The organism is Mycobacterium sp. 852014-50255_SCH5639931, from assembly GCF_001665605.1.
Classification (GTDB): domain Bacteria; phylum Actinomycetota; class Actinomycetes; order Mycobacteriales; family Mycobacteriaceae; genus Mycobacterium; species Mycobacterium paraffinicum.
Genome location: NZ_LZSV01000019.1, coordinates 109,567 through 121,593, shown reverse-complemented (window position 1 = coordinate 121,593; position 12,027 = coordinate 109,567). Strand labels below are relative to the sequence as shown.

The following is a 12,027-nucleotide window of genomic DNA, read 5'->3' as shown; positions in this document are numbered from 1 at the left end:
CCCCGGGTTGGGCCCGGCGCCGGCCTTGCGTAATGCCGGTCCGGCCCCCGGCCCCAACCCGGGGAGCGCTTTCGGGCCGCTCCCGGGCCCGGCGCCGAGCCCGGGGCGGGGCCGGTCTGCGGGGCCGGCGGGACCAGCAATGCCTGCAGGTCCGCCGGGTTTTGGGCGGCGGGCGGCGTTTTGGCACCGTTGGCCGGGATCCAGGTGAGATCGGGAACCGGGGTCGCCGACTTGGCCTGGGTTTCCGGGGTGTCGTAGATGATCTGACCCTTGTAGGCCGTGATCGTGTTGAGCGGGTGGAACATGATCGGCGGATAGTTCACCGTGAGCCGGCGCAGCACCGGTCCCAGCCGCTCACGGCACAGCTCGGCGCGCCGGAAGTAGTCGGGCGCGCGTGGCCCGGCCGCCGTTTCGAAGGACCCACCGCAGATGAACTGCACGGGGTTGGCGAATTCCGGAATCGACAACAGGCCGTTGAGCGTGCCCTGTGCCGGGTCGTAAATGTTGTAGAAGTTTGCGATGCCGGGTCCCGCCACGTGCAGCACCTGCTCGATGTTCTCGCTCTGGTCGCTCAGCGTCTTGGCGAAGTCGTTGAGGTTGTTGACCGTATCGATGATGGTCGAGTTGTTCTCGTGCAGGAATCCCCGGATGTCGGAGAGCGCCTTGTTGAGCGTGCCCAGGGTGTTGTCGAGGTGACGCGAGCTGTCGGCGAGCACCTGGGAGACCGAGGCGACGTTCCCGGCGAACTGCACGATCTGTTCGTTGCTGGCCGACAGCGCGTTGACCAGAACTTGAAGGTTCTTGACCGTGCCGAAGATGTCACTGCGTGAATCCCCCAGCCGCCCGGCGGCTTGGGAGAGTTCGCGCAACGCGTTGTGGAACGACTCGCCGTTGCCGTTGAACGTGTCCGCGGCCTGATTGATCGCCCGCCCCAAAGGCCCCTGCATCGACCCCGTGGTGGGACCGAGCTGCACGGCCAGTTGCGTCAGCGACTCTTTGACCTCGTCCCACTCCACCGGAACCCCGGTACGTTCCAGGGCGATGCTCCCACCGGCGGGCAGCACCGCGCCACCGGTGTACGCCGGCGTCAGCTGAATGAACCGCGCTGCCACCAGGTTCGGCGACATGATGATGGCCTTGGCGTCTTTCGGGATCTTCACGTCCTTGGACACCGACATGGTGATCTTGACGTCGGAGGGGCGCGGCTCGATGGTGTCGATCTGACCCACCGGAACGCCGAGGACGCGCACCTGGTCGCCGGGGTAGAGCCCGACTGCGGACGCGAAGTAACCGACGATGCTGCGCGTATTGCCGGTTGACGACAACACATATACGCCACCCACCAACACCGCGATGAGCGCGATGGCGGTGGTGTAGCGCAGCCCCCGGCTGCCGGCGATCCGCCGCATCATGGCGACTTCGGCCTAATGATCCAGCGCTCCTGGATCAGCCCTCGGAGGTAGTCGGCCAAGCTAGCCGGCATCTTGCCGGGCTGGTAGAAGAAGTCGAACATCGTCGCGAGCAGCGGCGCGGGGATCACACCGTAGACGTTGACGTTGAATCCCGGTCCGGACCCCACGACCTCGCCCAGCTCGGTCGCGTAGGTCGGCAGCCGCTTGAGGGCCTCGGTGATGTAGTCGCGGCGCTCGTTGAGATTGCTCAGCACGTCGTTGAGCTTGCTCAGCGCCGGCCCGAACTCCTTGCGGTTGTCGGCGACGAACCCGGAGATCTGCGCCGAGAGGCCCTGGATCCCCGAGATCAGCCGCCCCAGGGCGGCTCGCCGCTCGTCGAGCGCAGCGAACAACTCGTTACCGTCGTCGACGAGTTTGTTGACCTGGTCGGCGCGCTGGGACAGCACGCCGGTGACCGACTTCGCATGCGCCAGAAGGCTTTGCAAAGCCTCGTCGCGCCGGTTCAGCGTTCGCGACAGCGTCGTCACACCGTCGAGCGCACCGCGCAGCTCGGGGGTGGCGTCGTGCAGCGTGTCGGTCAACACATTCAATGCCTGCTCGAACTGAGGCTTGTTCAGGTTGTTGGCGTTTTGACCCAGGTCCTCCAGTGCGCCGGCGAGGGTGTACGGCGTGGTCGTGCGGCTGAGCGGGATCGTGGTCGACCTGCCGCTGCCGGCCGGGCTTACCGCGATGGACCGCTCACCGAGAATGGTGTCGGTGCGGATCGCGGCAAGTGACTGATCCCCCACGGCGACATGGCGATCCACGCTGAAGCTGATCTTGGCGCTGTCTCCGGCCAGGCCGACCGACGTCACCTTGCCGACCTTGAAGCCCGAGACGTACACCGCGTTACCGGGATTGATGCCGCCGGCGTCAGAGAAATAGGCGTCGTAGATCTTTCCCTGCGGCCAGAACGGCAAGGCCGCGTAGCCGAATGCGATGAGCACAACGCACACCACCAGCACCACCCCGAAGATGCCGGTGCGCAGCGGATCGCGCTCACGCTTTGCGTTACTTGGCAAAAGAGCACCTCCCCTTGCTGGGATCCACCTGGCCACCGAGGGGCAGCAGGATGTCGCTGCCCGCCGGGCCATTGATCTTGATCGTCACCGAGCAGAAGTAAATGTTGAAGAACGAGCCGTAGGCGCCCAGCGCAGCCAGCCGCAGATAATCCTCGCCCAGCTGCTCGACGTCGTTGTTGACCTCGGCCTTGCGGTCGTCCAGTTCGGTCGCCAGCGGCCGGGTGTTCTCCAGAATGCCCTGCAGCGGCCGGCGCGAATTCTGCAGCAGCTCGGTCAGATCCGTCGTCGTCGAGGCCAGCGGCGGGATGGCGCCCGCGATGTCGTCCTTGTTCTTGGCCAGCCCGCTGATCAATTGCTGCAACTGGTCGACGCTGGTCGAGAACTGGGCGCTGCGCTGATCGACGGTCTTGAGCACCGTGTTGAGGTTGTTGATCACGTCACCGATGAGTTGGTCGCGTTGGCCCAACGCCGACGAGAACGCGCTGGTGTCGGCCAGCACGTTGGACAACGCACCGCCCTGGCCCTGCAACAACTCGATGACAGCGCTGCTGATCGTGTTGACCTTGTCCGCGTCCAGACCTTTGAGCACCGGACGAAGCCCGCCGAGCAGCGCATCGAGGTCCAGTGCGGGCTGGGTGTGCTGGGCGTTGATCGTCCCGCCCGGCGGCAGCTTCCGCAGCTCCCCCGGTCCCGAGGTGATCTCCAAATACCGGTCACCGACCAGGTTTTCGTAGCGGATCACCGCGCGTGTCGAGGAGTAGAGCGTGTAGCGCTTGTCGAGTCCGAACGACACGTCGATGGTGTTGTCCGGGTTGAGCTTCACGCCGGACACCGCACCGACCGGCACGCCGGCGATGCGCACCTTCTGGCCCGCCTTCAACCGCGACACGTTGGTAAACGTTGCGTGGTAAGTGCTTTCGGGACCGAACCGGAAGTCGCCGAAGACCACCACCAGTCCCGCGGATACGAGCAGCATGGCCACCGCGAAGATGCTGACCTTGATCATCATCGAGCGGTGTGTCGGCATCTCCCCCGCGGCCATCAGAAGTCGTCCCGTTCCGCGAAGGCGCCGTGGAACAAGAACTGCAGCGTCGAGGGCGCGTCGAACTGCAGTTCGGTGAACGGCTCGTACGGAATGTTCGCGTTGTCGGTGACCAGGAACGGCGACCGGAAGAACGACCCGCCGGTCTGTTTCGTCGGAATGTCCGGCAGCCCGCGGCAGTTCGGTCCACCGGAGGCGTTGACGATCGGCAGGGACTCGGGGAACGTGTACGACGGCGCGCCGAGCACGAAGCTCGACGACGTGAACAGGCCCGCCTTGCGGACACCGAGCAGCGGGGCGAATTCCTTGATACCGCGCTCGATGCCGGCGAACAGGCAGCCGAATTCGGGTGAGTAATCGGCGGCCACCTTCAGAGGGGCCCGCAGCCGGTTGATGGCGTCGATGAAGTCCTGTTCGGCCGGCGCCAACGTCTCATAGGCGTTGTTGGCCAGGCCGATTGTGGCCAGCAAGGTGTCGTTGAGGTTGTTCTGCTGGTCGACAACGGTTTTGTTGATCGTCGGCAGGTTGTCGAAGATGGTGTTCAGGTCCGGAGCGGCGTCGGCGTAGATGTTGGTGACGACCGCGGCCTTACGGAAATCCTCCTGCAGCGCAGGCAGCTTCGGATTTGCCTGGCGCGTCAATGTGTTCAGGCCCGACAAGATGCCGCCGAAGTCGTCGCCGTGCCCACGCAGACCTTCGGACAACGCGCTCAGCGTCCCGTTGAGCTCGACGGGGTCGATCTTGTGCAGCAGGTCCATCAGCGACTGGAACAGGGTGTTGACTTCCAGCTGCACCGCAGAGGCCGCAACGTGCGCGTTCGGACGTAGCGAGGTCGGCGAAGGGTTCTGCGGCGGAAGAAATTCGACCGACTTGGCGCCGAATATGGTGTTGCCCGCGATATGCACCGGCGAATTGGACGGAATGAAGTGCATGTCGTCGCTGTTGATCCCCAGCGTCAGCCGAGCCTGGTCATCGGCGTAGTCGATGGCCTCGACCTTGCCGATCTGGATGCCCCGGTATTTGACCTTGGCGCCCTTCTCCAATACCAGCCCGGCCCGCGGAGCCGAGACCGTGACCTTATCGATCGAGGCGAAAGCCGCTGTGTAGGAAAGGTAAGTCACGAGGGCGAACGCCAATATCAGGCTGGCCAGCACCGCTGCTGCCAACCGGACGGAGCTACGTCGCATTCCTGTGTTTGCCATGTTCCTTTAAGCGGTCCTCTTACCCGGAGAGGTTGAAGTTACCGGACGCGCCGTAAACAGCGAGTGAGATGAACAGTGTGATGATGACGACGACGATCAGCGAGGTGCGCACGGCCTGGCCGACCGCGATGCCGACGCCGACCGGGCCGCCGCTGGCGTTGTAGCCGTAATAGGTATGGACGAGCATCACCGCGATGGACATCACGATCGCCTGGAGGAACGACCACAGCAGGTCCGACGGGATGAGGAACGTATTGAAGTAGTGGTCGTAGAGACCCTTGGACTGTCCGTTGATGTACACCGTGGTGAAGCGGGCGGCGAAGAACGCCGCCAGTACCGACAGTGAATACAGCGGGATGATCGCGATGAGTCCGGCGATCAGCCGGGTGGACACCAAGTAGGACACCGAGTGCACCGCCATGCATTCGACCGCGTCAATCTCCTCGGACACCCGCATGGCGCCCAATTGCGCCGTGGCACCGGCGCCAATGGTGGCCGCCAGCGCGATGCCGGCGATCACCGGCGCGACGACGCGGACGTTGAGAAAAGCCGACAGGAAGCCGGTCAGCGCCTCGATGCCGATGTTGCCCAACGACGAATACCCCTGCACGGCGATGACCCCGCCGGAGGCCAGGGTCAGGAAGGCCGCGACGCCCACCGTGCCGCCGATCATGACGAGCGCCCCTGCGCCCATTGTCATCTCGGCGATCAGCCGGACCGTCTCTTTGCGGTAGCGGGTGAGGGCATTCGGGACGTATCGAACGGTTTGGCCGTAGAACAACGCCTGCTCACCGAAGTCGTCGATCGGCTCCTGCAGCCGGAAGGCGAGGTTGCGCAGCCGGTAGGTGACGTCGTAGCTCATCGAGTACTCACTTCGCCGAGATTCGTACGCCGATGGCAGTCATCACCACGTTGATGACGAACAGACAGATGAACGCGTAGACCACGGTTTCGTTGACCGCGTTGCCGACACCCTTGGGGCCGCCCTTGACGGTCAGGCCGCGATAGCAGCCGACCAGGCCGGCCATCACACCGAACAGCAGCGCCTTGACCTCGGCGAGAACCAGCTCGCGCAGGCCGGTCAGCACGGTCAGTCCGTTGATGAAGGCGCCCGGGTTGACGCCCTGCAGGAAGACCGAGAACACATAACCACCGGACAAGCCGATGGCGCACACCAAGCCGTTGAGCAGGAGCGCAACGACAGTGGAGGCCAGCACGCGGGGTACCACGAGTCGATGGATCGGGTCGATGCCGAGAACCCGCATCGCGTCGATCTCCTCGCGGATGGTGCGCGCACCGAGGTCGGCGCAGATCGCGGTGGCGCCGGCACCCGCGACGACGAGCACGGTGACCACCGGACCCAACTGGGTGATGGTGCCGAAGGCCGTTCCGGCGCCGGACAAGTCGGCGGCGCCGATTTCACGCAGCAGGATATTGAGCGTGAATGCCACCAGCACAGTGAATGGGATCGATACCAGCAGCGTCGGGACAAGCGAGACGCGCGCGATCATCCATGTCTGTTCCAAGAACTCGCCCAATTGGAACGGCCGGCGGAATGACTGCCGGCCGGTGTCGATCATCATTTCGAAGAACCCGCCGACGGCACGGGCGGGAACCGCAAGCTGCTGCATCAACTTGCCTACCCCCCTCAGCTGCTCGCGGCGAAGTCTATGCGTCGCCTTAGCGGTGTCTCTCGTCGCATGCGGCTCGGTGTGAGCCGGATCATATTAACTCAGAACAAGTTAACGGTGTCAATGAACAGCATTTCCTTGTCCGAAACGTTAACTTGCCAGGTCAGATGCGCTTACGTCATTCCAAACTGACACACGTTCTTACTGCTGATTCCCCCCCACGAAGTAACGTCACACAGCTATTGCTCCATCAGCCCGACCGCGGAAAAGTTCCGCTCCGGATCCCGCCCAGCAAAGTACTCTTGCAGCGTCGCGCTCAATTGCGCAGGCTCCCAAGCCTCACCCGCGGCGCTGAATTGATGCTCAGCGGTCGGCGCCGCAACCAGTGTCACCCGAGGCCCGTAGACGATGAACACCTGACCGTTGACTTCCGCGGCCGCCGGCGATGACAAGAACTTGACCAGGCTGACCACATGCTCAGGTGATAGCGGGTCGATCCCGCCCGCCTCGACTTCCGGTGCGGCACCGAAGACGTCGGCCGTCATGGCGGTGCGGGCGCGCGGACAAATCGCGTTGGCACACACCCCGTAGCGACCCAGCGCCCGCGCGGCCGTCAGGGTGAGCGAGATGATGCCGGCCTTGGCGGCGCCGTAGTTGGCCTGACCCACCGGGCCGACCAGCCCCGCCTCCGACGCCGTGTTGACCAGCCGACCGAAGACGGTTCCCCCGGCGTCCTTTGCCTTGGAGCGCCAGTAAGTGGCCGCGTTGCGGGTGAGCAGGAAGTGGCCGCGCAGGTGCACCGCGATCACCAGGTCCCATTCCTCGTCGGACATGTTGAACAGCATCCGGTCGCGGGTGATCCCCGCGTTATTGACCACAATGTCCAGTCCACCCAGACCATCGGCCTGGACGACCAGTTCGTCGGCGGTTGCCCGCTCGCTGATGTCGCCGGCCACAGCGACCGCCTTGGAGCCGGCGGTGTTGATCTCGTCGATGACGTCGGAGGCATCGAGGGCGGCGGCGATGTCGTTGACGACGACGGTGGCGCCCGCCCGGGCCAGGCCAAGAGCTTCGGCCCGGCCCAGTCCCGCGGCCGCACCGGTCACCACCGCAACCTTTCCGGAGAGATCGGTCGCGTTCGTGCTGCTAGTCAATTTATGAATACCTCTAGTTTCTGGGGGCGCACTTCAGTCTTCGCGCAACAGCGCGGCTCGCGGACACTCGGCGATCGCCTGCTCGGCCAACTGCTCCTGGTCGGCGGGAATCGGGTCGAGCTTCACGACGGCGTAGTCGTCGTCGTCCAGGTCGAAGATATCCGGCGCGATTCCCAAGCACACAGCGTTACCTTCACACCGGTCACGGTCGACGATCACCCGCACAGCAACCTCCTTGCACCTGGCCTTCACCCGAGGACGCGCCCCATCAGTATGTAGGACCACCATAGGGCCCCGATACCGCTGGGGAAACGGCCGCTGGAATCTCAGACTAGAACGTGTTACAACCGGGAAGACGAACGGGTAGTCGTCGGCCGAGTAACGTCGGCTAGTCGAGGCGTGTCACGTTAACAAAGGACGGCTGGAATGCGCATCAGTTACACCCCCGAACAGGAGGAGCTGCGTCGCGAGCTGCGGTCGTACTTCACCACGCTTATGACCCCCGAGCGTCGGGAGGCGCTGCACTCGACGCAGGGCGAGGTGGGAACCGGCACCGCGTACCGCGACACCGTCGCGCAGATGGGCAAGGACGGGTGGCTGACCCTGAACTGGCCCAAGGAGTATGGCGGCCAGGACCGCTCCCCGATGGACTCGCTGATCTTCACCGATGAGGCCGCGATCGCCGGGGTGCCGGTGCCTTTCCTGACGATCAACAGTGTGGCGCCGACCATCATGGCGTTCGGAACCGAGGAACAGAAGAAGTTCTTCCTACCCAAGATCGCGGCCGGGGAGTTGCACTTCTCCATCGGCTACTCCGAGCCGGGCGCCGGCACGGACCTGGCGAACCTGCGTACCACCGCCGTCCGCGACGGCGATGACTACGTCATCAACGGCCAGAAGATGTGGACCAGCCTGATCGCCTACGCCGACTGGGTCTGGCTGGCTGTCCGCACCAACCCGGAAGCCAAGAAGCACCGCGGCATTTCGATGCTGGTCGTGCCGACGACCGCGGAGGGGTTCTCCTGGACGCCCGTGCACACCATGGCCGGTGTGGACACCAGCGCCACCTATTACTCCGACGTGCGAGTCCCGGTGACCAACCTGGTCGGCGAGGAGAACGGCGGCTGGAAGCTGGTGACCAACCAGCTCAACCACGAACGCGTCGCTCTGGTGTCGCCGCAACCGATCTTCCTGGCCCTCCGCGAGGTTCGCGAGTGGGCGCAGAACACCAAGGACGCCGGCGGGGCCCGGCTGATCGACTCGGAGTGGGTGCAGATCAACCTGGCCCGGGTGCATGCCAAGGCCGAGGTGCTCAAGCTGATCAACTGGGAACTGGCGTCGTCGAACAGCGAGTCGTTGTCGCCGGCCGACGCATCGGCGGCCAAGGTGTACGGCACCGAACTGGCCACCGAGGCCTACCGGCTGCTGATGGAGGTGCTGGGGACCGCGGCGACGGTGCGCCAGGATTCGCCGGGTGCGCTGCTGCGCGGCCGGGTCGAGCGGATGCACCGCGCGTGCTTGATCCTGACCTTCGGCGGCGGCACCAACGAGGTGCAGCGCGACATCATCGGCATGGTCGCGCTGGGCCTGCCCCGAAACCGCTGAGCCCCCTCTTCCTAAGGACGAACATCGATGGATTTTTCGACAACCGAAGCGGCGAACGATCTCGGCGGCTTGGTCGACACGATCGTGAACTCGGTATGCACACCGGAGCACCAGCGTGAGCTCGACAAGCTAGACCAACGGTTCGACCGTGAGCTGTGGGGCAAGCTCGTCGACGCCGGAATCCTCACCAGCGCTTCGGCCACCTCGGTGGGCGGCGATGGATTCGGGGTGCTCGAGCAGGTCGCCATCCTGGTGGCGTTGGGTCACCAGTTGGCGGCCGTGCCTTACCTGGAGTCGGTGATGCTCGGCGCCGGTGCATTGGCCCGCTTCGGAACCGAGGAGCTGCAACAGGATTGGGGCGCCCCGGCGGTCAGCGGCGAGAAGATTCTCGCCGTCGCGCTGCTGGGCGAGATGGGTGAGGGTCCGGTGCAGGCCACCCGCGCCGGCGACGGCTATCGCCTCACCGGTACCCGCACCCAGGTCGGCTTCGGGCCGGCGGCCGACGCCTTCCTCGTCCCGGCCGAGACCGACTCCGGCACGGCCGTTTTCGTGGTTGCCGTCGGCGATCCCGGCGTTTCGGTGACCGCGTTGGAGACCACCGGCCTGGGCAGCGTCGGGCACCTGGCGCTGGACGGGACCGAGGTGGACGGTGCCAGGATGGTCGGCGGCGCGGAGGTCGTCGTCTGGCTCGACACACTTGCGGCCCTGGGCCGCAGCGCCTTCCAACTCGGAGTGCTGGAACGCGGACTGCAGCTCACCGCCGAATACGCCCGTGAGCGGGAGCAATTCGATCGTCCGATCGGTAGTTTCCAGGCGGTGTCACAACGGCTGGCCGACGGCTACATCGACGTCAAAGGCTTGCGGCTCACGCTCACTCAGGCGGCGTGGAAGGTCTCCGAGGACGTTCCCGCCGACATCGACGTGGCCAGCGCCGCGTTCTGGGCCGCCGACGCCGGGCACCGCGTGGCGCACACCATCGTGCACGTGCACGGCGGCGTCGGCGTCGATACCGACCACCCGGTACACCGCTACTTCTTGGCCGCCAAGGAGGCCGAGTTCGCGTTGGGCGGGGCTACCGGCCAGCTGCGCCGGATCGGCCGCGAGCTGGCGGAAACCCCTGCCTAGTTTCGTGCTTCCTCCCGACCCCACGGTCACCAGGCTGCTGGTACCGCTGGCCGAGATCGAGGACCGCGGCGTCTATTTCGAAGACTCGTACGTCAGCTGGCGCGATCACCTGCGCCACGGCGCCGCGATCGCGGCGGCCCTGCGTGACCGCCTCGACCCTTCGCGGCCGCCGCACGTCGGCGTGCTGCTGGAGAACACCCCGTTCTTCTCGGCGATGCTGACGGCGGCCGGCATGTCCGGGATCGTGCCGGTGGGCCTCAACCCGGTGCGCCGCGGCGACGCGCTGGCGCGCGACATCGCCCATGCCGACTGTCAGGTGGTGCTGGCCGACTCGAATTCGGCCGAGTCGCTTGCCGGCATCGACTACGTCAACGTCGACTCCGCCGAGTGGGCCGACGAAGTGGCCACACATCGCGATGCCGAGCCGCACTTCCAATCGGCGACGGCCGCGGACCTTTTCATGCTGATCTTCACCTCGGGTACCAGCGGCGAGCCGAAGGCGGTCAAGTGCAGCCACGGCAAGGTCGCGATCGCTGGCGTGACGATGACACAGCGATTCGACCTCGGCCACGACGACGTCTGCTACGTGTCGATGCCGCTGTTCCATTCCAACGCGGTGCTGGTCGGCTGGGCGGTGGCGGTGGCCTGCCAGGGCTCACTGGCGTTGCGGCGTAAGTTCTCCGCGTCCAACTTCCTGGTCGATGTCCGCCGCTTCGGCGCCACCTACGCCAACTACGTCGGCAAGCCCCTGTCGTACGTGCTGGCAACGCCCGAGCAGCCCGACGACGCGGACAATCCGCTGCGGGCGGTGTACGGCAACGAGGGCGTGCCCCGCGATGTCGAACGCTTCGCGCGTCGATTCGGCTGCGTGGTCCAGGACGGGTTCGGTTCCACCGAAGGCGGGGTGGCGATCGCGCGCACCCCGGACACCCCGGATGGTGCCTTGGGCCCGCTGCCCGAGGGCGTCGACATCGTCGACCCCGACACCGGTGCGCCCTGCCCGGCGGGCGTGGTCGGCGAGCTGGTGAACACCGCCGGAGCGGGCCGGTTCGAGGGTTACTACAACGACGAGGCCGCCGAGGCCGAGCGGATGGCGGGCGGGGTCTACCACACCGGCGACCTCGCCTACCGCGACGACGCCGGCTACGCGTACTTTGCGGGACGGCTGGGCGATTGGATGCGCGTCGACGGTGAAAACCTCGGCGCCGCCCCGATCGAACGGGTGCTGCTTCGCCACCCGGACGTGACGGAGGTGGCCGTCTACGCGGTGCCGGATCCGGTGGTCGGTGACCAGGTGATGGCCGCTTTGGTGCTGGCATCCGGGGCCGAGTTCGATGCCGAGAAGTTTCGCGCCTTCCTGGCCGAGCAGCCCGACCTGGGGCCCAAGCAGTGGCCGTCCTACGTCCGGGTCAGTGCCGAACTTCCGCGCACGGTGACCTTCAAGGTGCTCAAGCGCCAGTTGGCGGCCCAGGGTGTCGACTGCGACGATCTGGTGGCGCGAATCCAGCCGAAAAGGGGGAGGGGAACGTCCGCAGGTGATGAAACTCCGTAAGGTGATGGCCGGATCGGCTCTTCTTGCGTCCCTCGGCGCGGTCGCTCTCGGGTTGGGCGCCGGTCTCGCCGTGGCGGATCCTGTGCCACCGCCACCTCCGCTGCCTCCCCCGCCGCCGCTGGTGTGGGCGCCGCAGGCACCGGAGCCCGATCCATGGCAGCCTCCGCCGCAGGAGGAGTCACCGCCGCTGCCGCCGCTGCCGGCGAGTTAGCGACGCGCCGTCACCGTTGTCGCACTGGGCGT

Annotated in this window: 12 protein-coding genes; 4 read left to right on the top strand and 8 right to left on the bottom strand. The window is 65.8% G+C overall.

What is annotated here, in order from left to right:
• From A5758_RS12550 to A5758_RS12515, 8 genes are all read right to left on the bottom strand, one after another.
• A partial coding sequence (locus tag A5758_RS12550) for a virulence factor Mce family protein (protein WP_067740280.1) occupies positions 1 to 1,412 on the bottom strand: 1,412 nt, incomplete at its 3' end.
• Entirely contained in the window at positions 1,409 to 2,473 is a 1,065-nt protein-coding gene (locus A5758_RS12545) for a virulence factor Mce family protein (protein WP_067201647.1), read from the bottom strand. The genes A5758_RS12550 and A5758_RS12545, both read right to left, overlap by 4 nt.
• Complete coding sequence (locus tag A5758_RS12540) at positions 2,463 to 3,515, bottom strand: virulence factor Mce family protein (RefSeq protein WP_067740278.1); 1,053 nt, start codon at positions 3,513 to 3,515, stop codon at positions 2,463 to 2,465. The genes A5758_RS12545 and A5758_RS12540 overlap by 11 nt, the downstream gene beginning before the upstream one ends.
• On the bottom strand, positions 3,515 to 4,717 hold the full coding sequence (locus A5758_RS12535; RefSeq protein ID WP_067201653.1) for a virulence factor Mce family protein: 1,203 nt from the start codon (positions 4,715 to 4,717) through the stop codon (positions 3,515 to 3,517). The genes A5758_RS12540 and A5758_RS12535 overlap by 1 nt, the downstream gene beginning before the upstream one ends.
• 19 nt (positions 4,718 to 4,736) lie before the next feature.
• Positions 4,737 to 5,579, bottom strand: a complete 843-nt coding sequence (locus tag A5758_RS12530; protein ID WP_067740276.1) for an ABC transporter permease — start codon at positions 5,577 to 5,579, stop codon at positions 4,737 to 4,739.
• 7 nt (positions 5,580 to 5,586) lie between these two features.
• Positions 5,587 to 6,351: an ABC transporter permease gene (locus tag A5758_RS12525; protein WP_067201657.1), complete on the bottom strand. Its 765-nt coding sequence runs from the start codon at positions 6,349 to 6,351 to the stop codon at positions 5,587 to 5,589.
• A 236-nt stretch (positions 6,352 to 6,587) separates the two neighbouring features.
• Complete coding sequence (locus tag A5758_RS12520; protein WP_067201661.1) at positions 6,588 to 7,502, bottom strand: 3-oxoacyl-ACP reductase; 915 nt, start codon at positions 7,500 to 7,502, stop codon at positions 6,588 to 6,590.
• Positions 7,503 to 7,535: 33 nt separating this feature from the next.
• Entirely contained in the window at positions 7,536 to 7,727 is a 192-nt protein-coding gene (locus A5758_RS12515) for a ferredoxin (RefSeq protein WP_067201665.1), read from the bottom strand.
• Positions 7,728 to 7,928: 201 nt separating this feature from the next.
• Here A5758_RS12515 and A5758_RS12510 point away from each other — a divergent pair, with 201 nt between their 5' ends.
• Genes A5758_RS12510 through A5758_RS25205 form a run of 4 tightly spaced genes read left to right on the top strand, consistent with a single transcriptional unit; the run spans position 7,929 to position 11,995 of the window.
• Positions 7,929 to 9,107, top strand: a complete 1,179-nt coding sequence (locus A5758_RS12510; RefSeq protein WP_066955190.1) for an acyl-CoA dehydrogenase — start codon at positions 7,929 to 7,931, stop codon at positions 9,105 to 9,107.
• 27 nt (positions 9,108 to 9,134) lie between these two features.
• On the top strand, positions 9,135 to 10,232 hold the full coding sequence (locus A5758_RS12505) for an acyl-CoA dehydrogenase family protein (protein WP_067740274.1): 1,098 nt from the start codon (positions 9,135 to 9,137) through the stop codon (positions 10,230 to 10,232).
• 4 nt (positions 10,233 to 10,236) lie between these two features.
• Complete coding sequence (gene fadD17 / locus A5758_RS12500; protein ID WP_067740272.1) at positions 10,237 to 11,784, top strand: long-chain-fatty-acid--CoA ligase FadD17; 1,548 nt, start codon at positions 10,237 to 10,239, stop codon at positions 11,782 to 11,784.
• Entirely contained in the window at positions 11,768 to 11,995 is a 228-nt protein-coding gene (locus A5758_RS25205; RefSeq protein WP_197503922.1) for a hypothetical protein, read from the top strand. The genes fadD17 and A5758_RS25205 overlap by 17 nt, the downstream gene beginning before the upstream one ends.
• Positions 11,996 to 12,027: the final 32 nt, after the last annotated feature.